The following is a 22,584-nucleotide window of genomic DNA, read 5'->3' as shown; positions in this document are numbered from 1 at the left end:
GACCATGCCCCGCATCCACCATGTCGCGATCATCTGCTCGGACTATGACCGGTCCCGGCGGTTCTATGTCGAGGTCCTGGGCTTCCGGGTGATCCGCGAGGTCTATCGCGAGGCGCGGGCTTCCTGGAAATGCGACCTGGACGCCGGCAACGCCCAGATCGAGCTGTTCTCGTTCCCGTCGCCGCCGCCCCGGCCCAGCTATCCGGAGGCCGCCGGCCTGCGCCACCTGGCGTTCGCCGTGCCCGACCTGGACGCTGAGGTCGCGCGGCTGACGGACCTGGGGATCGCGGTGGAGCCGGTGCGGATCGACGAATACACCGACCGCCGGTTCACCTTCTTCCAGGACCCGGACGGCTTGCCGTTGGAATTCTACGAGGACGGTCCCGAGGTCTAGTTCATCCCCGCGCGGACCTGGGCCCGCAGGACGTCGATGGGGGCCAGGCCGGCGTCGGTCTTGAAGTGCCAGTAGGTCCAGCCGTTGCAGGCCGGGGCCGATTGGACCAGGGCGCCGATCTTGTGGATCGAGCCCGACAGGTCGCCGACCGTGATCGAGCCGTCCGGACGCACCTTGGCCATGTGCGAGCCCTTGGCGCAGTAGAGGGTGTCGCCCGGCGACAGCAGGCCGGCCTCGACGATGGTGCCGAACGGCACGCGCGGCTCGGCCTTCTTCGAGCCCATGACGTCCAGGTCTTCCGGCGCGATCGGCACGACCTTGGCGATGCGTTCCTTGGCGTGGGCCAGGTACTCGGCCTCGCGCTCGATGCCGATGAACTTGCGACCCAGGCGCTTGGCGGCCGCGCCGGTGGTGCCGACGCCGAAGAACGGGTCCAAGATCACGTCGCCCGGCTTCGTGGTCGACAGGATCACGCGGTAGAGCAGGGCTTCGGGCTTCTGGGTCGGGTGCGCCTTCTGGCCGTCGGCGCCCTTGATGCGCTCCTCGCCGGTGCACAGCGGGATGGTCCAGTCCGAGCGCATCTGCACCTCGTCATTGGCCATCTTCAGGGCGTCGTAGTTGAAGGTGTAGCGCTTGGCGTTCTGGCTCTTGGAGGCCCAGATCAGGGTCTCGTGGGCGTTGGCGAAGCGGGTGCCCTTGAAATTCGGCATCGGGTTGGACTTGCGCCAGACGATGTCGTTCAGGATCCAGAAGCCCAGGTCCTGGATGGCGACGCCGACGCGGAAGATGTTGTGGTAGCTGCCGATCACCCAGATCGCGCCGTCGTCCTTCAGGACACGGCGGGCGGCCTTCAGCCACTCGCGGGTGAACTTGTCGTAGGCGGCGAAGCTCTCGAACTGGTCCCAGTGGTCGTCGACCGCGTCGACCTTGGAATTGTCGGGACGCAGCAGGTCGCCGCCCAGCTGCAGATTGTACGGCGGATCGGCGAAGATCAGGTCGACCGACTTCTCCGGCAGGGCGTTCATCTGCTCGATGCAATCGCCCAGGATGATGGTTTCCGGCCCGAACTTCATGGTCCCGATCCTCAAGAAATAGAGCGGAATCATGAGTCTTACTGGTAAACGCGGTGTGTATGGACGTGGTTACCGGCGGGTTAACTCGACCCGGGAGCGACTATTTGAGTCTGGTCGGACTCAAAACTTGTGAGCGATCAAAGATCTAGCTCTTCGTTCAGGACCAGTTCGCCCGCGAGCGCGGCCTTGACCGGGGCCCAGCCCAGGCGATGGATGGGCGAGGGGCCGAGACGCCGCAGGCCCTCGACATGGATCGGCGCGTGATAGCCCTTGTGACCGGCGAAGCCGTAGCCGGGATAGACCGCGTCCATCTCGACCATGATCCGGTCGCGGGCCTCCTTGGCCAGGATCGAGGCGGCGGCGATCGAGCACGACAGGGCGTCGCCCTTGACCACGGTCTTGACCGCGCACGGCAGCTTGAAGGCGTAGTTGCCGTCGACCAGGGCGAAGGCCGGCGTCACGTGCAGGCCCTCGACCGCCCGGCGCATGGCCAGGCCGGCGGCGTGCAGGATGTTGAGCTGCGCGATCTCCTCGATCGAGGCCATGCCGACGCACCAGGCGATGGCGACGGCCTTGATCTCCTCCTCCAGGGCCGCGCGGGCTTTGGCCGAGAGTTTCTTGGAGTCGTTCAGCCCCTTGGGCACGCGGTCGGGATCCAGGATCACCGCGCCGGCGCTGACCGGTCCGGCCCACGGGCCGCGCCCGGCCTCGTCCACCCCGCAGACAGGCCCCTGTCCGCAGGCCAGCTCCAGCATCATGTCGGGTCCGGACCGCATGGCCGCTGTTTAGGCCGCTTCGGCGAGGCGGGGAAGAATCATCAAAGTTTACGGACGTAATTATCTCCCTTGACGACGCCACGTCGCCCGGCTCACTTGATTACGGGTGTAATTCGAGGGGCGGCATGACCATCCAGTCGGACTATCGGCGCGACGTCGACGGCCTGCGAGCCGTGGCGGTGGCGGCCATCGTCATCCACCACGCCTTTCCGACCCTGCTGCCCGGCGGCTTCGTGGGCGTGGACGTGTTCTTCGTCATCTCGGGCTATCTGATCACCCGGCTGATCGCCCAGGCGCGGGACGCGGGGACGTTCTCGTGGGGCGGCTTCTACCTGCGCCGGGCGCGGCGGATCGTTCCGGCCTATGTCCTGGTGGTGCTGGCCACGGCCGCCCTGGCCGCCTGGATCGAGATGCCCAGGCTGCTGGCCCAGACCGGCGCGGCGACGGCGGCCTCGGGGCTGTTCCTGGCCAATATCCTGTTCGCCCAGACCCCCGGCTATTTCGCGCCGGGACCGCAGCAGAACCCGCTGCTGCACCTTTGGTCGCTGGGCGTCGAGGAGCAGTTCTACCTGGTCTGGCCGGCCCTGATCGCGCTGCTGTCGCTCAGGCGTTGGCGCGCCCTCCGGCCCGGCCTGGCGCTGGTCCTGCTGCTGGGATCGCTGCTGCTGGCCCAGGTCATGGTCGGGCGCGGTTCGGCGGTCTGGGCCTTCTTCGGCCTGCCGATGCGAGCCTGGGAGTTCCTGGCCGGCGGCGTCCTGGCCCTGGGTCTGGCGCGGCCGCCCGAGACCTGCGGTACGGCCAACCTGGCCGGCGTCATCGGCGGGCTGATGATCGTCGGCAGCCTGGCGCTGCTGAACGAGACCAGCGCCTTTCCCGGCCTGTCGGCGGTTCCGGCCTGCCTGGGCGCGGCGCTGCTGATCTGGAGCGGGACGGACGCGGCGCCCGGCGCGGCCCCGCTGCGTCTCGGGCCGGTCGTCGGCCTGGGGCGGATCTCCTATTCCCTGTACCTCTGGCACTGGCCGCTGCTGGTCCTGGCCGCCGACATCGCCCAGCAGCCGCTGAATGTGCCCCAGCGGCTGGGCCTCGTCGCCCTGTCCCTGGCGCTGGCGGTCCTGACCTGGCGTTTCGTCGAGCAGCCGTTCCGGCGGGGATCGGTGGAGCGCCCCTGGCGGCGCCTGGGTGTGATGCTCCTACCGCTGCTCGCGCCGATCGCCGTGGGCGCCCTGCTGTTCTTTAGTCACGGCCTGCCGGGACGGCTGTCGCCCGCCGCCAAGGCCCTGGCCGACCTGGAGGAGACCGACGTCAATCCGGCCCGCGAGGCCTGCCTGGAAGAGCACGGCCAGGGCGACGAATGCCGCTTCGGGGCCGGGCTGGCCGCGCCGGGCGAGGACGTCATGGTCTGGGGCGACTCCCACGCCGACGCCCTGACGCCGGGCGTGGTCGCCTGGGCCGAGCGGCGCGGCTGGAGCGTGCGCGAGACGGCGCGCAGCGGCTGTCCGCCGATGGTGGGGCTGAAGGTCCGGATCACCGCCCGTTTCGCTTTGGACTGCGCCCCGACCGCCGACCACGCCCTGGCCCGGATCGCCTCGGACAGGCGGCTGAAGCTGGTGATCCTGTCCGGTCGCTGGCCGCTCTATCGCGGCGCGCCGCCGTTCTACGACGTCAACTCGCCCCGCGTGAGCGTCGAGGCGGCGGGGCGGCCGGGTTACAGGCCGTCGCTGACCGCGTCGCTGAAGGCCACGCTGGACGCGATCAAGCGGCGCAATCCGCACGTCCGGGTGCTGATCGTCGGGCCGTTCCCGGAGCTGACCCTGGGCGCGCCGGAATGCCTGGCCCAGGTCCGGCAGGTGGGCGGCCGGCCCGAGGTCTGCGCCAGCGTCGCCGCCGACCTGCCGCTGTCGCGCGCCGGTCCGGCCGAGGACGAGATCCGCGCCGCCATCCAGGATCGCGAGGGCGTGGCGGCGGTGTTCCCGTCCGAGACCCTGTGCCGGAGCGGGCGCTGTGCGGCGATGCTGGACGGCCGGACGATCTATTTCGACGACGACCATCTCAGCGCCTCGGGCGCGCGGCGGCTGGCGCCGGCGTGGCTGGACGCGGGCTGGGCCGCGCTGGAGCATTCGCCGCGCTGACGCTTGGGGTTTCGGCGCCGGGCGGTCTAGATGGCCGCATGAGCTTCAAGACGATCGCCGCCGCGACCCTGTTGCTGCTGACCTCGGTCCCGGCCCATGCCCGGGACGGCTGGAAGCTGGTGTGGTCGGACGAGTTCGACGGCGACCGGCTGGACGAGACCAAATGGACCTACGCCGCCGACTGCGGCGGCGGGGGCAATGACGAGCGCCAGTGCTACGCCGTCGGTCCCGAGACCGTGTCGGTCAAGGATGGGGTGCTGCGGCTGACGGCGGTCAAGCGCAAGACCCGAGGGTTGGCCAATCCCTGGGCCGGTCCGACCGGGCCGATGAAGACGGGCGACTACGCCTCGGGCAAGATCCTGACCCAGGGCAAGGCCAGCTGGCTGTACGGTCGCGTCGAGGCCCGCGCCCGCGTCCCCGGCGGCCAGGGCGTGTGGCCGGCGATCTGGATGATGCCCGAGCTGTCGACCTATGGCGGCTGGCCCAAATCGGGCGAGATCGACATCCTCGAGACGGTGAACCTGGGCGCGCCCTGTGACGTCTGCGAGGGCGGGCGCGAGAACCGGGTGTTCGGCACGATCCACTTCGCCGGCGACGCGGCCGGGACGCACAAGCAGGTCAACGCCAGCACGCCGATGCCGGCCTCCGCGGACGGCTTCCACGTCTACGCCGTCGAGTGGACGCCCGAGGCGATCACCTGGTTCGTGGACGGACATCAGTACGCGAAGGCCAAGGCCGCCGACTGGAAGCGCGACGACTTGAAGGTCGAGAATGGGCCCGAGGGCCCGTCGCCGTTCGACCAGCCGTTCCACTTGATCCTGAACCTGGCCTTCGGCGGCCGCTGGCCCGAGGGGGCCAACGCCAAGGGGATCGACGAGGCCGCGCTGCCGGCGACCATGGAGGTCGACTGGGTGCGGGTCAGCCAGCGGCCCTAAAGGTCTGGAACCATGGCCCCGCTCGCTCTAGAGGAACGGGCCGGGGGATCGTCCATGACGCTGCTGACCAACGCCGTGCCGCTGCTGTGGCTGATCGCCTCGGCCGTGGCGTTCGTCCTCGTGTTCCGGCCCAAGGCCGATTGGCCGATCGTGGCCACGCCGATCCGGGCGCTGAGCGTCTTCGTCTTGGTGTTCATCGGCGGCGCGGTCCTGACGGCCGTGACCCGGCCAGACGACACGCCGCCGCCCAAGCCGAAACCCGCCCCGATCGTCGGCGCGACCCTGCCCGACCCGGCCCTGGTCCGCGCCGATCCGCAACGCTACCTGATCCTGGACCGGGTGAAGGCCGATCGGGGCGAGGCGGTGGGCGGCAAGCCCGGCGCCGTGCTGCTGACCGGCGGACTGATCAACACCTCGGGCCTGCCGATCGGCGACCCGCGCCTGACCTGCCGCCTGCTGCGCGGCGACGTGGTGGCGGGAAGCGTCTCGACCACCATCGACCAGGTCGTGCCGGCGGGCGGCAAGCTGATCTTCGCGGCGATCGACGCGGGCCGGGTCGAGGCCTCCTGGTCGCGCTGGGACTGCGCGGTCGTCGGCGCCGAGGTCGTTGCGACGAGCCCCTAGCGCCGGCGGTCGGTCCGGGCGGCCTTGACCACATCAAGCACCGCGTCGATCACGGCCTGGGGATTTTGCACCTGCACCAGATGACCGGCGCCGTCGGCGATCCGGCGCTCGCCGCGGCGCGACAGGGCCTTGAGCTCGAGGTGGCTGCCGACCCAGTCGGCGATGAGGGCGGCATGCTCGTCCTTGGCCGCCTCGGGCCAGAGGCCGCTGACCTTGGCGGGGTCGGCGCTGACCACGATCAGCGGCAGGTCGCCATAGTCGCGGTCGTCTCGAACGACCCTTTCGCCGTTCGGCTCGTATTCCTCGAACAGCGACGCCTGGGTCCGCAGCCGGGCGGGTTCGGCGTCGCGCCGGGCCAGTACGGCCTGGGCGTCAGGCGGGATCTCCGGGAAGTACTGGAAGCAAGGCGCGCCTGGCGTCCCCGCCTTCACCGCACCGGTCTCGATCCCTCTGGCGCAGTCGCGCAGGCGCTTCGTCTCACCGGCATAATAGGCGCGGTCAAGGGCGGCCGCCTTAGGGCCGGCGGCGGCTTCGCGGGCCATGTCATGCGGACGCACGGGATCGACGAGGACCACGCCGGCGACCAGGTCGCGGTGGCGGTCGACGAAGGTCAGGGTCTCGTGCGTGCCGGCCGAGTGCCCCACCATGACATAGGGGCCGGGAACCCCCGCCGCCTTGAGCGCTCGCTCGAGATCATCGGTGGTGCGCGACGCCGTCTGGGCGGCCGTCTCGTCCCCGTCGCTGAGACCGAACCCGGCGCGATCCCACGCGCAGGTCTGGGTGATCTTGGCCACCTGAGGCTGGACCAGGGCCCACGACCCTGACCAGGCGCCGAGACCGGCCGTGAAGATGACCGTTGGCGCGCCGGTTCCCTGGCAGCGGATATGGATACGGCGGCCAGGCGCGACCTCCACCAGGCCCGAGGGTTCGACATAAGCGCTCATGGCCGCCACAACGGGCACGTCCTGAACGACCTGGGCCCGCGCGCTCCCAGCCGCGCAGGCCGCGGCGAGGACGAGCCGCGCCAAACCTTTCCCCCTCATCACGTCGTTGCTTCCCCGCTCGACCCGCCGGTCCCCGGTCAAGCTTAATCAGGGAAGGGATGCGGACAATCGTCTTTCAGTGATGGTGACCCATCGCGCGACACTCCGCGTGGCGGAAGCAGGTGGTCAGGTGGTCGTTGACCAGGCCCGTGGCCTGCATGAAGGCGTAGACGATCACCGGGCCGCAGAACTTGAAGCCCTTGGCCTTCAGGGCCTTGGCCATGTCGACGGCCAGCGGGGTCTGGGCCGGCACCTCGCCGGCGCGCCACTGGTTCTGGATCGGCGCGCCGCCGACCATGTCCCACAGGAACGCCCCGAAGTCCTCGCCGCGCTCTCGCATGTCCAGATAGATCCGCGCGCCCGAGATGGCCGCGTCGATCTTGCCGTTCGAGCGGATGATGCCGGCGTCGGCCATCAGCCGGGCGCGGTCGGTCTCATCGAAGCGGGCGACCTTCTCGGGATCGAAGCCGGCGAAGGCGGCGCGGAAGGCCTCGCGCTTGCGCAGGATGGTGATCCACGACAGGCCGGCCTGGAACCCGTCCAGGACGAGCTTCTCCCAGAGGGCGCGGCTGTCCCACTCGGGCACCCCCCATTCGTGGTCGTGATAGGCCTCGTAGAACGGGTCGCCGTTCATGCCCTTCCAGGTGCAGCGCGTGTGCTCGGTCATGCGGTGACGCTAGCAGAACTTTTCGAGAACGAAAGTCCCCTCTGGCGCGGGGCTAGGCGAGCCATTCCGGGCGGTCGACGCGGACCGGCCGGCCGTCCACGGTCAGCTCGGCGTCCTCGATGCGGTCCAGGCGCAGCAGGGCCATGGCCCGGCCGTCGCGGCCGCTCAGCACCTCGCCGGCGCGCAAGGTCCCGGCCAGCACCTCGGCGCCGAAGGCGGGCGGCGGGCCATCGAAGGTGATCGGCAGCATGCGGTTCTTGATCACGCCGCGCCGCTTCATTCGGCTGGTCGTCTCCTGGCCGACGAAGCAGCCCTTCTTGAAGTCGATGCCGGCCGTCAGGTCGTAGTTCGCCTCGATCGGATAGTTCGCCTCGCTGCCCCAGTCGGCGGGGCCGGGCACGCCCAGGGCCAGGCGGTGCGCCTCGTAGGCGTCTTCGCCAAGGATTTCGGGGGCGTTGGCCTGGCGCTCGCCATAGGCCCGCGCGCCCAGGCCCGGCAGGCGCGGATCGACGTAGAGCCCCTCGCCCGAGACCTCGTCGCCGAACACGGCGAAGACCGGCAGGTCGCTGGCCTCCAGCGTCACCTTGGCCCGCAGCCGGTACATGGTCAGCCGCGTCAGGATCGCGGCCCGGTGCTCGGTCGCCACGTCCAGCAGCGCGCCATCCTGGGTTCCCGCCACGAACAGGTCGTAGAGCAGCTTGCCCTGCGGCGTCAGCAGGGCCGCGAAGCGCAGCTCGCCGGGCGCCAGGGTCTCGACGTCCTGGGTCAGCAGGCCTTGCAGGAAGCTCCGCCAGTCCGGACCGGACACGGCGATGATGGCGCGGGAAGTCAGATGGGCGGTGGACGGCGTACTCATGCCCGCAGATGTGGCGCCGAGGCGACGATCGCGCCAGTCCTTGAAAAGACGGAAAGCTCAACCGTTAACGTGGGATGCGCCGACTCACCGACCGGCCTATAGATGGACCGATGACACAGCGGGCCTTCCCGATTCTCTTCATCACGGCCACCCGCATCGGCGATGCGGTGCTGTCGTCCGGCCTGATCAAACTTCTCTCTGATCAAATCCCCAACGCGCGCTTCACCATCGTCGCCGGTCCCCTGGCCGCGCCGCTGTTCGCCCACGTGCCGGGCCTGGACCGCGTGATCGTGATGGAAAAGGCCAAGGGGAAGGGCAAGGGCCACTGGTTCAAGCTCTGGCGCCAGGTGCGTCACAAGAAGTGGAGCCTGGTCGTCGACCTGCGCGGCAGCGCCACGGCCCTCTTCCTGCGCCGCGAGAAGCGGGCGATCTGGAAGAAGCTGCCCGGCGACGTGACGCACAAGGTGGTCGACGCCGCCCGCACCCTGAAGCTCGAGGGCGATCCGCCCGCGCCCTATCTCTACATCACGCCCGAGGTCCAGGCCCTGGCCGACGAGCTCCTGGGCGACGGCGGGCCGATCCTGGCCATGGGCCCGGCCTCGAACTGGATCGGCAAGGTCTGGCCGATCGAGCGCTTCACCCAGACGGCGGCCCAGCTGCTGGACAAGGACGGCCCGATGGCCGGCGGCCGCCTGCTGATCCTGGGCGGACCGGAAGACACCCGCATGGTCGAGGAACTGCGCATGGCCTCGGCGCGCGGTCGCACCATCGACCTGACCGGCAAGGTCGACCTGCTGACCGCCTATGCCTGCCTGCGCCGGGCGCGGCTGTTCATCGGCAACGACTCGGGCCTGATGCACATCGCCGCCGCCGCCGGCGCGCCGACCATCGGCCTGTTCGGCCCATCCGACGAGCGGCGCTACGGCCCGTGGGGCGACAAGGCCGAGGCCGTGCGCGGCCCCCGCACCTTCGACCAGTTCATGGCCATCGATCCGGACCTGTCCCAGGCCATCCGCCACATGAGCGACCTGCCGGTGGCGACGGTGGTCAGGGCGGCCAAGGCGCTGCTGGCCCGCACGGAGCCCAGCGCCGAGATCTCGCCCGAAGCGGCGGTGGTCGAGGAGGTCCTCGCCGAGGAAGCCGCCGGGGTTGAGGAAGCGCCTCCCGCCGAGGACATCGCGATCGAGTCGGTTGTCGCGCCAGCGGAGATCTCATCCGAGGACGCCGTCGTCGAGGAGGCGCTGGCCGAGGACCGTGAACTCGAAGCCACGGCCCCCACCACCGCTCATCCCCGCGAAAGCGGGGACCCAAGCTGAGCGAGACAGGCTCGCGCGATTGATCCCGTTGGCGCCGCTTGGGTCCCCGCTTTCGCGGGGATGAGCGGATAGTTGTTGCGGTGTGTGTGCGGGGCTCCTACGACCGCGCAAACCCCCTCGCGAGGAGCCGCGCCATGACCCAGACCTTCGACCTGATCGTGCGTGGCGGCGAGGTGGTGAACCACGCGGGGCGCGGGATCACCGACATCGGCGTGCGGAACGGCAAGATCGTCGCCATCGGCGATCTCTCTCAGGCCAGCGCCGGCGAGGTGTTCGACGCCACGGGTCTGACCGTGCTGCCCGGCGTGATCGACAGTCAGGTCCACTTCCGCGAGCCGGGCCTGGAGTGGAAGGAAGATCTGGAGAGCGGTTCGCGCGGCGCGGCCCTGGGCGGCGTGGTCGCCGTCTTCGAGATGCCCAACACCGAGCCGACCACGACGGATCCGGACGCCCTGGCCGACAAGCTCTCGCGCGCCAAGAACCGCATGCACACCGACCACGCCTTCTATGTCGGCGGCACCCACGAGAACGCCACCTTCCTGGGCGAGCTGGAGCGCCTGCCGGGCTGCTGCGGCATCAAGGTGTTCATGGGCGCCTCGACTGGCAGCCTGCTGGTGCAGGACGACGAGGGCGTCGAGAACGTGCTGCGCCACGTCAACCGCCGCGCGGCCTTCCACTCCGAGGACGAGTACCGGCTGGCCGAGCGCCGCTCGCTCGCCCGTCCCGGCGACTGGACCAGCCACCCCGAGGTGCGCGACGCCCAGGCCGCCCTGCAGTCGACCCATCGCCTGGTCCGCATCGCCAAGACCCTGGGCAAGCGTATTCATGTGCTGCACGTGACCACCAAGGAAGAGATCGACTTCCTGGCCCAAAACAAGGACGTCGCCAGCGTCGAGGTCACGCCCCAACACCTGACCCTGGTCGCCCCCGAGGCCTATGAGCGCCTGAAGGGCTTCGCCCAGATGAACCCCCCGATCCGCTCGGCCGACCATGTCGCCGGCGTCTGGCGCGGGATCGAGGCCGGCATCGCCGACGTGCTGGGCAGCGACCACGCCCCCCACACCCGCGAGGAGAAGGCCCGGCCCTATCCGGCCTCGCCCTCGGGCATGCCGGGCGTCCAGACCCTGGTGCCGATCATGCTGACCCACGTGGTCGACGGAAAGCTCAGCCTGGAGCGCTTCGTCGACCTGACCAGCCATGGCGTCAACCGCGTGTTCGGCCTGGCCGACAAGGGCCGCATCGCCGAAGGCTTCGACGCCGACTTCACCATCGTCGACATGAAGGCCCGCCGGACCATCACCCACGACTGGATGGCCACCCGCTCGGGCTGGACCCCGTTCGACGGCTTCGAGGCCAAGGCCTGGCCCAAGGCCACCATCGTGCGCGGGATCGTGGTCATGCGCGACGACGAGATCGTCGCCGAAGGGCGCGGCGAGCCGGTGCGGTTCCTGGAGACGCTGGCGGGCTAGAGTTCGCTTCGCTTGCGCAGCAGCCACAGCCGCTCGGCCGGCCCCGGCGCCAGGTCGATCGCCCGGTCATAGGCCGCTCGCGCCGCGTCCCGCCGACCCAGCCGCGCCAGCAGGTCGGCGCGCACCGCGTGATAGGGCTGGAAGTCCGCCAGCTTCGCCGTGTCCAGCGCCGCGACCTCGGCCAGCGCTGCCGCCGGACCAGCGACCTCGGCCAGGGCGACGGCGCGGTTGAGGCGTACGAACGGATCCTCGCGCCAGTCTAGCAGCTGGTCGTACAGCGCCAGGATCGCCGACCACGGCGGCGGCTCGGCCCGCGAGCGGCGCAGGCTCCAGGCGGCATGCAGGGCCGCGCGCAGCTGGCGCGGGCCGGGACGGTTCAGCCGGGCCGCCCGCCGCAGCAGGGCGTCGCCGTCGCGGATCAGCGGCCGGCGCCACAACGCGGGATCCTGCTCGGAAAGGGGGATCATCGCCCCCTCGGCGTCCAGACGCGCCGGCCGGCGAGCCTCGGCGAACCGGACCAGGGCGGCGAAGGCCAGGCACTCGGGCTCCTCCGGCAGCAGGTCGGCCAGGACGGCGGTCAGGTCCAGCATTTCGCGGGCGTAGCCGGCATGGGCGCTCGCCCCGGCAGCGTCCTCGTGGGCGCGGGCATAGGCCACTTCCAGCGTGGAGAGCACGGCCTCCACGCGTTCCGGCCAGGCCTCGGGACCGGGAACCTCGAACGACACCCCGGCCTCCGCGATCTTTCTCTTGGCGCGGGTCAGGCGCTGGAACATGGCCGGCTCGCCGATCAGGAAGGCGCGGGCGATCTCCTGGACGGTGAGGCCGCAGACCAGCCGCAGGGTCAGGGCCGCGCGGGCCTCGGGCGCGACGGCGGGATGGCAGCAGACGAAGATCAGCCGCAGCCGCTCGTCGGGGATCAGCCGTGCGTCCGAGGCCAGGACCTCCTCGGTCGTGGCTTCGGGCTCGGGCGCGTCCGGCGCCAGGCGCTGGCGAACGTTCCGCTTACGGATCATGTCCAGGGCCTGGCGCCGCGCCGTGGCGTAGAGCCAAGCGGCCGGGTCCAGGGGCGGGGCCGACGGCCAGACGGCCGCCGCCCGCGCGCAGGCTTCGGCGAAGGCCTCCTCGGCCAGGTCCAGGTCGCGGAAGGTCGCGGCCAGGGCGGCGACGATGCGCCCGCCCGCCTCCCGCGCGACCCCTTCGAGAGCCCCTATGGAGCCGAGCGTCTTCAATCTTCGTCGATGACGGGACGGACCTCGACCGCGCCGTCGCCGGCCAGCGGGACGCGCCGGGCGATGGCCAGGGCCGCGTCCAGGTCCGGAACCTCGACCAGGTAGAAGCCGCCCAGCTGTTCGCGCGCCTCGGCATAGGGGCCGTCGTGCAAGGCGTGCTGGCCGCCGGTCTTGCGCACCGTGGTGGCGGTGTCGGCGGTCTTCAGACCCGAGCCGCCCTTCAGGATCCCCCTGGCCGCCAGCTCGCCGGCCAGGGCCTGGTGGGCGGCGATGATGTCGTCCAACGCCCGGCCTTCGCCCGTGCGGTAGAGGTCTTCGTTCTCGTAGATCAGCAGGGCGTATTGCATCGCTTCGTCTCCCATGAGCGCGCGGCTATCGCGACGCTTCGACCTGAGAGACGCGCCGGCTAGGGCGGATTCGACAGCGAGCGCGGAAAAATGTCGAGGGCCGCCGTCCAGCGCCGCAGGCCCCCACCTGACCGCTTCGCGGTCGTCCGCCCCCAAAGGGGGCGGAAGGTGCGCGCGCCGTCCTTCTTCCCCCTCCGGGGGAGGAGCGCGTCAGCGCGGAGGGGGCGAGTATGGGGATTGAGCGCGCTCTGTCCTCGGAATTCGCGAGATCGAAGCCCACGAAATCAACGGCTTGTCGATTTTAGACGCCGCTGAATGATCCGCGTTCAGAACCGCCCCCATACTGTTCCTCACCTGATGGCGCGGAAGGGACGTCCGGCCGGCGATCGAGACGGCTGTCAGGGGTGGTCGAGCGGGAAGCGCTCGCCGGTCTTCCTTCGGGAAGGCGTCTTCGCGACGGATCCAGCACGGGCTCCCCGAAACATCGGGACGAAAGGCTGGCGGCGAGGGCTTCGGCGACCGCGACAGGTCCGGGCTGAAATCGCCCGGGCGTTCCGGGACCGGGGTCGTCGCCCCGGCCCGCCCGTCGGGGGCCTCTCGTGAGAGCGGGTTAAGACCCCGCGCCTCGTGGGCTCACCGGATAACGCGCCACGCGGAGCGTCCTGGCTTCGTCGAAACGGTAATCACTCTCCAAACCTCCGGACGGTGTCCGGCGCTCCGCGTCCCTTTCCATCCCTTCAGCGGCCGCCGCGTGAAGCGGCGGCGGCATGCGCCGATTGAACAGTCGTATGACCCGCGACATAACTGACGTCATGGACGGATCGACCCTCAACACCGCGCCCTTCCGTGACGCTCGCTACGCGCCCCGGGCGCTGGAGGTCGAGCGGCGGGGCGACACCCTGATCCTGCGCAATCCCATGCCCTATTCGGACGCGGTTCGGACCGTGACCGAGCCGCTGGCGCGCTGGGCGGTCGAGGCGCCGGATCGGGTGTGGCTGGCGGAGCGAGACGGCGAGGGTTGGCGGACGGTGACCTACGCCCAGGCCCTCGACCGGGTGGCGGCGCTGGCTGGCGGGCTCGCGAGCCTGGGCCTGACGCGCGGCCGGCCGCTGCTGATCCTGGCCCGCAACGGCGTCGACCACGCCCTGATCGCCTATGCCGCCATGGGCCTGGGCGCGCCCGCCGCGCCGGTGTCGCCGCAGTACGGGCTGAAGGGCGCGGACCTGATGCGCCTTCAGCACGCCGTCGAGCGGCTGAAGCCCGCCGCCGTCTATGCCGACGACGCCGAGGCGTTCGGCGACGCCCTGGCCGCGCCGTTCCTGGCCGGCCTGCCGACGGTGGTCAGTCGCAACGCGCGCGCCGGCGACATCGCGTTCGCGGACCTGCTGAACAGCGATCCGGTCGACCCCGTCGCGCGGCCCGACGACGTCGCCAAGCTATTGCTGACCTCGGGCTCGACGGGGCGGCCCAAGGCGGTGGTCTGCACCCACGCCAACATCGCGCTGAACGCGGCCCAGATCCAAGCCTGCTACGCCGATCCCGAACCGCCGGTGCTGGTCAATTCCGCGCCGTGGAGCCACAGCCTGGGGGCCAACGCCATCCTGCACATGGTGCTGCACCGGGGCGGGACGCTGTACATCGACGCCGGCCAGCCGGTGGCGGGCCGCTTTTCCGAGACGGTGCGGAATCTGGCGGAGATCGCCACGACCTATCACAACATGGTCCCGGCCGGCTGGGCCATGTTCGTCGGCGAGCTGGAGCGCGACGCCGCGCTGGCGGCCAAGTTCTTCGAGAAGGTCCGGGTGCTGCAATACGGCGGCGCGTCCATGGCCCAGTCGATCCTCGACCGCGTCCAGGCCGTGGCGGCGCGCACGGTCGGCGAGCGGATCACCTTCGCGGCCGGCTATGGCGCGACCGAGACCGGGCCGACGGCCTGCAACATCCACTGGCTGAACGCCCGCTCGGGCATGGTCGGCCTGCCGACGCCGGGCACGGCGGTGAAGCTGGTTCCGGCCGGCGACGGCGGCAAGTTCGAGATCCGGGTGAAGGGGCCGCAGGTCTCGCCGGGCTATCTGGATCAGCCCGAGGCGACCGCGCAGGCCTTCGACGAGGACGGCTTCTACCGCTTGGGCGACGCGGCGCGGCTGGCCGATCCGGAGGACCCGGCGGCGGGCCTGGTCTTTGACGGGCGGCTGGTCGAGAACTTCAAGCTGGCCAGCGGGACCTTCGTCGCCGCCGGCGCCCTGCGGGTGGCGGCGGTCTCGGCGATCGGCGGCGTGGTCGCGGATGCGGTGGTCTGCGGCGAGGGACAGGACGGCGTGGGCCTGATGCTGTTCCTGGACGCCAAGGCCTGTGAGCGGCTGACGGCCGAAAGGGGCGGGGATCGGACGGCGGTCCAGGCGGCGATCGTCGAGGGCCTGTCGCGGATGAACGCCGCGTCCAAGGGCGGCGGCGGCAAGGTGGTCCGCGCCCTGATCCTGGACGGCGCGCCCGACGCGGCCAGCGGCGAGCTGACCGACAAGGGCTATATCAACCAGGCTCTGGCGCGCGATCGGCGACCGGACGCGCTGGCGCGGCTGTTCGCCGAGACGCCCGACGCCGGGGTCATGCGATTTTAGGTTCGAGCCTCTGGCCCACGCCCACGCAGATCAGCATCTGGCCGAAATAGTAGAGCCCCCATACCGCCAGGCCGGTCGCCAGGGTGTCGGGCAGCGGCCCGAGGCGGGCGAAGATCAGCAGGTCCGACAGCACGAACATCAGCGCGCCGCGGCCGACCGTGCGGAGCGAGAAGTCGCTGTTCAGGGCCGCGGCGGCCATGGCCGAGAGGAAGACGCTGTAGACGGCTATGCCCGGCGCAGCGGCGCGGTCGTGCGGCAGCATCCAGGCGATCGCCGTCACCGCCGGGATCAGGAACAACGGCCGCAGCGACGCGCGCCGCCGATGGCGCAGATACAGCGCGACGGCGACGACGTGACCCAGCAGGAAGGCAAACGCTCCCACCGTCAGGCCATGGGTCTCCAGCAGCACGTCGCCGGCCGCGCCCAGGGCCATGACGGCGACCAGCAGCCAGCCGTCCAGGCTCCTGGCCCGGATCACCGCGTGGATCGCCAGCAGGGCGACGCCGGCGCCCTTCCAAGCCGTCTCGACCATCGGCGGCAGGTCCAGGCCCCAGGTCGCGACATAGCTGACGCCGGCGATCGCCGATGCGAACAGCGTCCAGCGCGCGGCCGGGCTCATCACCTTCATGGCGCGTTTTCTCCCCGATTCTTTCGCTCAGACTGCGACGAGTGTTGCTCTGGGCGCAATCGTGTTGAGGCCAATGCCGAAATGTCGGAGACAAGAGGCAAGGATCACCTGGCGGTACGGAGAAGACCATGAACGGCGCGGACGCCCTGATCACGACCCTGGCCGACAATGGAGTGACCGCCTGCTTCGCCAATCCGGGCACCAGCGAGATGCAGTTCGTCTCGGCCCTGGACCGCGAACCGCGCATGCGCTCGGTGCTGTGCCTGTTCGAGGGCGTGGCTACCGGCGCCGCCGACGGCTATGGCCGCATGGCCGGCAAGCCCGCCTGCACCCTGCTGCATCTGGGCCCGGGCTACGCCAACGGCGCGGCCAATCTGCACAACGCCCGCAGGGCCTACACCCCCATCGTCAATGTCATCGGCGACCACGCCACCTATCACCGCGGCTTTGACGCCCCGCTGAACAGCGACATCGCCGCCCTGGCCGCGCCCAATTCGGTTTGGGTCAAGTCGGCCGAAAGCGCCGACAGCGTCGGCCCGCTGACCGCCGAGGCCATCGTCGCCAGCTACGGGACGCCCGGCGGCAACGCCTGCCTGGTCCTGCCGGCTGACGCGGCCTGGAACGAGGCCACGGTGAAGGGCCCGGTGGTGACGCCGCCGACCTTCGAAGCGCCCGACAAGGCCGCCGTCGAGGCCGTCGCCAAGGCGCTGTCCTTCGCCAGCAAGCCGGTGCTGCTGCTGGGCTCGGGCGCTTGCGGCGAGGCCGCGCTGGCGGCCGCCGGACGCCTGGCCGCCCATGGCGTGCGGGTGATCACCGACACCTTCACCGCCCGCCAGGCGCGGGGCGAGGGCCGCTTCCGGCCCGACAAGCTGCCCTATTTCGCCGAGCAGGCGCTGAAGGACCTGGAGGGCGTCGACCTGATGGCGTTGGTCGCCACCCAGCGGCCGGTCGCCTTCTTCGCCTATCCCGATCGGCCCAGCGTGCTCGTGCCCGAAGGCTGCTCGGTCGAGACCCTGTGCGGCCGCGAGGTCGATGCGGCGGCGGCCCTGAACGCCCTGGCCGACGCGGTCGGGGCGCCGGCGGCGGGGGCGGTCGAGGCCTACGCCCCGCCCGAGGCGCCGACGGGCCGCCTGGACGCCTGGGCGATCGGCGCCGCGGTGGCGCGACACATGCCGGCGGACACGGTGATCTCGGACGACGCGGTGACGGCCGGTCTGCCGATCTTCACCCAGACCCGCGCCGCCCGGGCCCACGACTGGCTGTCCCTGACCGGCGGCGCGATAGGCCAGGGGATCCCGCTGGCGATCGGCGCGGCCGTGGCCTGCCCGGACCGCAAGGTGCTGGCCCTGACCGGCGACGGGGCGGGGATGTACACGGTGCAGGGCCTGTGGACGATCGTCCGCGAGAAGCTGGACGTCACCGTCGTCGTCTTCGCCAACCACGCCTACCGCATTCTGGGCATCGAGCTTTCCCGCACCGGCGCGGGCAATCCGGGACCGGCGGCTTCGCGGCTGCTGGACCTGGGCGACCCGCGCATCGACTGGGTCTCGGTCGCGCAAGGCATGGGCATGGCCGCCGAGCGCGCCGAGACGGCCGAGGCCTTCGACGCGGCCTTCGCCCGCGCCATGGCCACGCCAGGACCGCGCCTGATCGAGGCGGCCCTGAACTAGACAGGAACTAGCGCGGCAGGGCCGCGTCCAGCGCCTCGGCGATGGCGGTCATGGCCGCCAGGTTCGGGTGATAGGGCGCGCCGCCGGGCGGGGCCGGATAGCCGTTCATCCACGGCTCGACCGCGCAGGCGTCGTGGCCTCGGCTGAACTCGGCGGCGGCGATCACGCTCGCTCCGCCGGCGGCGGCCGCCTCCCGCGTGATCGACAGCAGGCGCGCGGCCTTGGTCCGGGCGGCGTCGGCGTCCGCCTCGGTCAGCGGCGTGGCGGCGCATGCGCCCTGGGGCGGCAGGATCGCCGGATACTCGACCAGCACGATCCGGGCTTTCGGCGCCCGTTCGCGGACCGCGGCGACGACGCTGGCCATGGCGGTCTTCAGCGCGGCGTAGTCCGCCTCGGTCGGCGTGGTCGCCGGCGCGCAGCTGGCCTCGCCCCGCTGGCGGCACGACGCGCCGTAGAGGCCGCCGACCAGGCCGATGTCGTTGCCGCCGATGGTGACGGTGACCAGGGCCGTATCGGCGGTCACCGCATCGATCTGGGCCGGCAGCTCGCCCCACGGCTGGAGGATCGCCGAGGTCCGCGCCCCGCTGCAGCCGACATCGACCAGGGTTAGGCCGCGCCTGGCCGCCAGCTGGCTGGCGTAGTTGCGGGTCGATCGCGTACAGCGCGCCGGCGCCCCGTCCTGGTACGGCGGGACGCCCAGGCCGGCGGCGTATGAGCTGCCCATCGAGACATAGCGTCCGCCGGCGAGCGATTGGGCCTGGGCGGTCGAGGCGAGCAGGGCGAAGGCGAGGGTCAGCGTTCGAAGCATGGCCCGAACTTATCCAGGGGCTCGTGCAAAAAGAAAGCCCGCCCGGATCGCTCCGGGCGGGCTTCTTCAGATCGGATCAGGACTGGGATCAGCCCTTGACCTTGTTGGTCGGCAGCTTGCAGCCGCCGCCGATGCCCTTGGCCTGGACGCAGGAGAGGAACTCCTTGGCGGCCGGCTTGGCGACGCCGGTCGGATAGCCCAGCACCCAGCCCGGCAGGCCGTCCGAGCAGGCCACTTCGACGAAGCCCTCGGTGTCGGTCGCGCCGATGACGCGAGCGTCCGACACGGTGCACGAGGCCTTGTTGAAGCCGACCAGGTCCTTGGTCAGGCGAGCGTACTGGGTGTCCTTCTTGGTGAAGGAGCAGCGGAAGCCGTTCAGCTCGGCCGTCAGGCAGTCATAGACCGTGCCGCCGGTGGCGGTGAACACGGCGATGGCGCCGGCGTCGCTGTTCTTGCACTTCAGCTCGACGATTTCCTTCTTCGGGTCGTTGGTCGGCAGCATGCCGTACTTCTCGACGTCGCAGGGGAAACCGGCCTTGGCCGCCAGCTTGCTGTAGAAGCCGGCCTGTTCGGTCTGGGCCGCGACCGCGTCGGTCATGGTGCAGCCGCCGCCGACGAAGCCGGCCTGGGCGCAGGGGATGGCGCGGGCGAAGGCGCCCGTCGTCGCGGTCTGCTGGTAGACGTAGCCCTTACCGTCCTGGCACGACACTTCGTAATAGTTGTCGGCCTTGGTGCTGAGGATGTAGCGCTTGTCCTTGATGGCGCAGGTCGTGCCGGCCGAGGCCGCCGCGGTGTTCAGCGTGTCGACGATCTGCAGCTGGGTCTGACGGTTGGTCAGCTTGCAGCTGACATTGGCGCCTTCCTCGTACAGCAGGCAGCTGTTGACGGTGACTTCGCCGCTGATGTTCAGCGGCGAGACCGTCTGGACGACGTAGCCGCTGCCGCCCTTACAGGCGACTTCGAAGTACGAGTTCTTGGCGCCCGAGCCGATGGCGCGGGTGTTTTCGATATCGCAGGTCACGCCGGCCTTCTGGACGAAGGGGGCCAGGCCAGCGCCCGGGTTGGCGTTGCCGGGCAGGATACAGGCCAGACCGCCGACCTTGCCGTCGGGACCCGGCTGGCTCGATTCCAGGCAGGTGTAGACCTGCGGAGCCACGTCCTTCTTGGCGATCAGCGCGAAGCCCATGCCTTCGTTACAGGCGACTTCGAAATACTTGGCGCCAGCCTTCTTGTCCTCGCCGATGAAGCGGGCGTCCGAAACCGTGCAACCGGCGCCGCTGGCCTGGATCAGGGCCGGGGCTTCCTTCATGCCCGCCTCGCGCGCCTTGGCGTCGACAGCGGCGGGCTTGCCCTTCTCTTCCTTCGGCGCCGAAATGACGGCGGCCGGCACGAGAATGGCGACCGCGAGGGCGGCCGACAGGCCGATCGCGAAACGCTTCATGGGAAACATCTCCTGGGTGAATTCCTCGCGCGGACATAAGCGCGTGCTTGTATCAGGGGTCAAGATACCGTCCGACCTAGGCGCGATGATGACTGGCTCCGAGCGCAAAAAATGGGTTGGATCAAGGACAAGCGTCGGTTGAACGGGGCGTGAAGGGGACGGAATGCGCGACGGATTCGAAGAGGGCGAGGCGCCCGGCGAGACTCAGGAACCCCGAAAAGGGCGTCTAGTCTATCCGTTCGAGACCGCGCCGGAGCAGGGCTCGGGCGAGGCCGTCGAGGTCGCGCCCGGCGTCCTGTGGCTGCGGATGCCGCTGGGCGGATCGCTGCAGTTCATCAATGTCTGGGCCATCGCCGACGGCGAGGGCTGGGCGATCGTCGACACCGGCGTCCAGACCCGCGAGACCAGCCAGGCCTGGCGGGCGGCGTTCACGGGCGCCCTGGGCGGCAAGCCGGTCACCCGGGTAATCGTTACGCACCTGCATCCCGACCATATCGGCCTGGCGGGCTGGCTGACTCGCAAGTTCGACTGCCGGCTCTGGATGACGCGGCTGGAATACTTCCAGTGCCGCATGCTGGTGGCCGACACCGGCCGCGAGGCCCCCGAGGACGGGGTGAAGTTCTTCCACGCCGCCGGCTGGGACGAGGACGCGATCGAGAACTACAAGGCCCGCTTCGGCGGCTTCGGCAAGGCGATCTACGCCCTGCCCGACAGCTATCGGCGGCTGTCCGACGGCGAGGATTTCGAGATCGGCGGCCGGACCTGGCGGGTGGTGACGGGTCAGGGGCACTCGCCCGACCACGCCTGCCTGTGGGCGCCCGAGCTGAACGTCTTCATTTCAGGCGACCAGGTGCTGCCGCGCATCTCGTCCAACGTCTCGGTGTTCCCGACCGAACCCGACGCGGATCCCTTGAGCGACTGGCTGCGGTCGCTGGCCAAGGTCAAGGCGACCGTGCCCGACGAGGTGATCGTGCTGCCGGCCCACAACGATCCATTCGAAGGGCTGCACACACGCATCGACGGCCTGATCTCGGGGCACGAGCGGGGCCTTTCGCGCCTGGAAAAGAAGCTGGCCGAGCCCAAGCGGGTGGTCGACACGTTCGGGGCCTTGTTCGCGCGGCCGATCGGGTCCGATCTTCTGGGCATGGCCACGGGCGAGGCGCTCGCTCACCTCAACTGCCTGATCCGGCGGGGCAGAATCCGGCGCGAGCTCGATGCCGAGGGCGTGGCCTGGTACCGCGCGTTTTCCGACGGTGAGATTTCTAGTCCAGACTAGAAACGGCCGTTTGACATTTCGTATGCGAAATATAGGCTGGCTAACATGTCCGTGCCCGCCGATCGCCGACTCATCTTCCTGCTCAACGCCGGTCACCGGCGCGTTCAGCGCTGGATCGAGGGCAAGATGGCGGCCAACGGTGGTCTGACCGCCGCGCAGTCGGGCGTGCTTTTCTATCTGGGCGACCAGGACGGCGCCCTGATCGGCGAGGCGGCTGACGCCCTCGACCTGGCCCCGTCGGCCATGACCGGCCTGATCGACCGCATGACCCGCGCCGAACTGGTCGAGCGCCGCGCCGATCCCAAGGACGGCCGCGCCATGCGCCTGCACCTGACCGACAAGGGCCGCGCCGCCCGCCAGGCCGCGAAAGCGGGTCTCGATGGCGTCAACGCCCATCTGACCGAGGGCTTCACGGACGATGAGATCGGCGTGGTCGCGCGCTGGCTCTCCAGCCTGCAGACCAAGTTCCCGAAGGGAGATCAACAATGACCGACCCCACGACGAGCGAACACGTCAAGGTCGAGATCGACGCCGGCGTGATGACCCTCACCCTGGCGCGTCCGGAAAAGAAGAACGCCCTGTCCAACGCCATGTACGGCGTGCTGGCCGACAGCCTGGAGGCCGCCGAGAAGGATCCGGCCGTGCGCGTGGTGATCTTCCAGGCCGACGGCGACAGCTTCACGGCCGGCAACGACCTGCAGGACTTCGCGGCCCAGGCCACGGGCGCCTTCACGGACGAGCGCCACGTGATCCGCTTCCTGAAGGCCCTGGCCCACGCCACCCGGCCACTGGTCGCCGCCGTTCACGGTCAGGCCGTGGGCGTGGGCACGACCATGCTGCTGCACTGCGACCTCGTCTACGTCACCCCCGACGCGCGGCTGACTGTGCCGTTCGTCAACCTGGCCCTGGTGCCCGAGGCGGCGTCCAGCTGGCTGCTGCCGGCCCGCATCGGCCACGCTCGCGCCTACGCCATGTTCGCCCTGGGCGAGGCGATCGACGGCGGCACCGCCGTGGCCTGGGGCATCGCCAACGGCTCGGCCGAGGCCGGTGACCTGCGGGCCCGCGCTCGCGCCGCCGCCGAGCAACTGGCGATCCGGCCGCTGGGCGCCCTGACCGTCACCAAGCGCCTGATGCGCGACGCCGAGAAGATCGCCGCCCTGATGGACACCGAGGGCGCGCTGTTCGGCGAGCGCCTGCAGACGGCCGAGGCGCGCGAGGCCTTCATGGCTTTCATGGAGCGTCGGCCGCCGGATTTCACAAAGGTGGGCTAAGCTCCACCGACAAC

Annotated in this window: 21 protein-coding genes and 1 pseudogene; 12 read left to right on the top strand and 10 right to left on the bottom strand. The window is 70.4% G+C overall.

Going from position 1 to position 22,584, the window contains the following annotated elements; genetic code table 11:
- Positions 1-4 precede the first annotated feature (4 nt).
- Positions 5-394: a VOC family protein gene (locus tag K8940_RS21450; RefSeq protein ID WP_223392067.1), complete on the top strand. Its 390-nt coding sequence runs from the start codon at positions 5-7 to the stop codon at positions 392-394.
- On the opposite strand, the gene ccrM is transcribed toward K8940_RS21450, so the two are convergent.
- Together ccrM and K8940_RS21440 are read right to left on the bottom strand one after the other, a co-directional pair.
- Positions 391-1,467: an adenine-specific DNA-methyltransferase CcrM gene (gene ccrM, locus K8940_RS21445; RefSeq protein WP_223392066.1), complete on the bottom strand. Its 1,077-nt coding sequence runs from the start codon at positions 1,465-1,467 to the stop codon at positions 391-393. The two genes, K8940_RS21450 and ccrM, sit on opposite strands and share 4 nt — an antisense overlap.
- A 137-nt stretch (positions 1,468-1,604) precedes the next feature.
- Positions 1,605-2,243, bottom strand: a complete 639-nt coding sequence (locus tag K8940_RS21440) for a ribonuclease HII (protein ID WP_223392065.1) — start codon at positions 2,241-2,243, stop codon at positions 1,605-1,607.
- A 125-nt stretch (positions 2,244-2,368) separates the two neighbouring features.
- Here K8940_RS21440 and K8940_RS21435 point away from each other — a divergent pair, with 125 nt between their 5' ends.
- Genes K8940_RS21435 through K8940_RS21425 form a run of 3 tightly spaced genes read left to right on the top strand, consistent with a single transcriptional unit; the run spans position 2,369 to position 5,931 of the window.
- The gene (locus K8940_RS21435) at positions 2,369-4,372 is read left to right on the top strand and encodes an acyltransferase family protein (protein ID WP_223392064.1); all 2,004 of its coding nucleotides are present in this window, start codon (positions 2,369-2,371) and stop codon (positions 4,370-4,372) included.
- A gap of 38 nt (positions 4,373-4,410) precedes the next feature.
- Positions 4,411-5,307 carry a family 16 glycosylhydrolase gene (locus K8940_RS21430; protein ID WP_223392063.1) on the top strand — a complete coding sequence of 299 codons (897 nt, stop codon included), beginning with the start codon at positions 4,411-4,413 and terminating at the stop codon, positions 5,305-5,307.
- Positions 5,308-5,361: 54 nt separating this feature from the next.
- Positions 5,362-5,931, top strand: coding sequence for a hypothetical protein (locus tag K8940_RS21425; protein WP_223392062.1), 570 nt, complete (start codon positions 5,362-5,364; stop codon positions 5,929-5,931).
- Here the strand turns inward: K8940_RS21425 and K8940_RS21420 are convergent.
- From K8940_RS21420 to K8940_RS21410, 3 genes are all read right to left on the bottom strand, one after another.
- Positions 5,928-6,959 carry an alpha/beta fold hydrolase gene (locus tag K8940_RS21420; protein ID WP_223392061.1) on the bottom strand — a complete coding sequence of 344 codons (1,032 nt, stop codon included), beginning with the start codon at positions 6,957-6,959 and terminating at the stop codon, positions 5,928-5,930. The two genes, K8940_RS21425 and K8940_RS21420, sit on opposite strands and share 4 nt — an antisense overlap.
- 91 nt (positions 6,960-7,050) lie before the next feature.
- Entirely contained in the window at positions 7,051-7,641 is a 591-nt protein-coding gene (locus K8940_RS21415) for a DNA-3-methyladenine glycosylase I (RefSeq protein ID WP_223392060.1), read from the bottom strand.
- Positions 7,642-7,693: 52 nt separating this feature from the next.
- Positions 7,694-8,497, bottom strand: coding sequence for a YgfZ/GcvT domain-containing protein (locus K8940_RS21410; RefSeq protein WP_223392059.1), 804 nt, complete (start codon positions 8,495-8,497; stop codon positions 7,694-7,696).
- Positions 8,498-8,607: 110 nt separating this feature from the next.
- Here K8940_RS21410 and K8940_RS21405 point away from each other — a divergent pair, with 110 nt between their 5' ends.
- Together K8940_RS21405 and K8940_RS21400 are read left to right on the top strand one after the other, a co-directional pair.
- Positions 8,608-9,813: a glycosyltransferase family 9 protein gene (locus K8940_RS21405; RefSeq protein ID WP_223392058.1), complete on the top strand. Its 1,206-nt coding sequence runs from the start codon at positions 8,608-8,610 to the stop codon at positions 9,811-9,813.
- Positions 9,814-9,947: 134 nt separating this feature from the next.
- Positions 9,948-11,282: a dihydroorotase gene (locus tag K8940_RS21400; RefSeq protein ID WP_223392057.1), complete on the top strand. Its 1,335-nt coding sequence runs from the start codon at positions 9,948-9,950 to the stop codon at positions 11,280-11,282.
- Here the strand turns inward: K8940_RS21400 and K8940_RS21395 are convergent.
- Both K8940_RS21395 and K8940_RS21390 read right to left on the bottom strand, forming a co-directional pair.
- Entirely contained in the window at positions 11,279-12,493 is a 1,215-nt protein-coding gene (locus K8940_RS21395) for an RNA polymerase sigma factor (protein WP_223395946.1), read from the bottom strand. The two genes, K8940_RS21400 and K8940_RS21395, sit on opposite strands and share 4 nt — an antisense overlap.
- A 14-nt stretch (positions 12,494-12,507) precedes the next feature.
- Positions 12,508-12,858: a YciI family protein gene (locus K8940_RS21390; RefSeq protein WP_223392056.1), complete on the bottom strand. Its 351-nt coding sequence runs from the start codon at positions 12,856-12,858 to the stop codon at positions 12,508-12,510.
- 144 nt (positions 12,859-13,002) lie between these two features.
- On the opposite strand from K8940_RS21390, the pseudogene K8940_RS23970 reads away from it, so the two are divergent.
- Positions 13,003-13,082 (top strand): annotated as a pseudogene (locus tag K8940_RS23970) (hypothetical protein); the annotation flags it as partial.
- 588 nt (positions 13,083-13,670) lie between these two features.
- A complete protein-coding gene (locus K8940_RS21385; RefSeq protein WP_223395944.1) occupies positions 13,671-15,476 on the top strand; it encodes a feruloyl-CoA synthase in 1,806 nt (601 codons plus the stop codon).
- Here the strand turns inward: K8940_RS21385 and K8940_RS21380 are convergent.
- Entirely contained in the window at positions 15,463-16,104 is a 642-nt protein-coding gene (locus K8940_RS21380) for a lysoplasmalogenase (protein WP_317847013.1), read from the bottom strand. The two genes, K8940_RS21385 and K8940_RS21380, sit on opposite strands and share 14 nt — an antisense overlap.
- A 128-nt stretch (positions 16,105-16,232) precedes the next feature.
- Between K8940_RS21380 and K8940_RS21375 the strand changes: the two genes are divergently transcribed.
- The gene (locus K8940_RS21375; protein WP_223392055.1) at positions 16,233-17,774 is read left to right on the top strand and encodes an acetolactate synthase large subunit; all 1,542 of its coding nucleotides are present in this window, start codon (positions 16,233-16,235) and stop codon (positions 17,772-17,774) included.
- Between the two features lie 7 nt (positions 17,775-17,781).
- Here K8940_RS21375 and K8940_RS21370 read toward each other — a convergent pair whose 3' ends face one another.
- Together K8940_RS21370 and K8940_RS21365 are read right to left on the bottom strand one after the other, a co-directional pair.
- Positions 17,782-18,582: an SGNH/GDSL hydrolase family protein gene (locus tag K8940_RS21370; RefSeq protein ID WP_223392054.1), complete on the bottom strand. Its 801-nt coding sequence runs from the start codon at positions 18,580-18,582 to the stop codon at positions 17,782-17,784.
- Between the two features lie 88 nt (positions 18,583-18,670).
- Positions 18,671-20,032 (bottom strand): hypothetical protein, encoded by a 1,362-nt coding sequence (locus tag K8940_RS21365; protein WP_223392053.1) that lies wholly within the window; start codon positions 20,030-20,032, stop codon positions 18,671-18,673.
- Between the two features lie 154 nt (positions 20,033-20,186).
- On the opposite strand from K8940_RS21365, the gene K8940_RS21360 reads away from it, so the two are divergent.
- Genes K8940_RS21360 through K8940_RS21350 form a run of 3 tightly spaced genes read left to right on the top strand, consistent with a single transcriptional unit; the run spans position 20,187 to position 22,570 of the window.
- Positions 20,187-21,299: an MBL fold metallo-hydrolase gene (locus tag K8940_RS21360; protein WP_223392052.1), complete on the top strand. Its 1,113-nt coding sequence runs from the start codon at positions 20,187-20,189 to the stop codon at positions 21,297-21,299.
- Positions 21,300-21,344: 45 nt separating this feature from the next.
- Positions 21,345-21,788 (top strand): MarR family winged helix-turn-helix transcriptional regulator, encoded by a 444-nt coding sequence (locus K8940_RS21355; RefSeq protein WP_223392051.1) that lies wholly within the window; start codon positions 21,345-21,347, stop codon positions 21,786-21,788.
- Entirely contained in the window at positions 21,785-22,570 is a 786-nt protein-coding gene (locus K8940_RS21350; RefSeq protein WP_223392050.1) for an enoyl-CoA hydratase, read from the top strand. Before K8940_RS21355 ends, K8940_RS21350 begins: the two co-directional genes overlap by 4 nt.
- Positions 22,571-22,584: the final 14 nt, after the last annotated feature.

Origin of the sequence: Caulobacter segnis, from assembly GCF_019931575.1 — a bacterium.
GTDB classification, from domain to species: Bacteria; Pseudomonadota; Alphaproteobacteria; order Caulobacterales; family Caulobacteraceae; genus Caulobacter; species Caulobacter segnis_C.
Note: the sequence above shows the minus strand (reverse complement) of the source record. Positions and strands in the feature narration are given on the sequence as shown.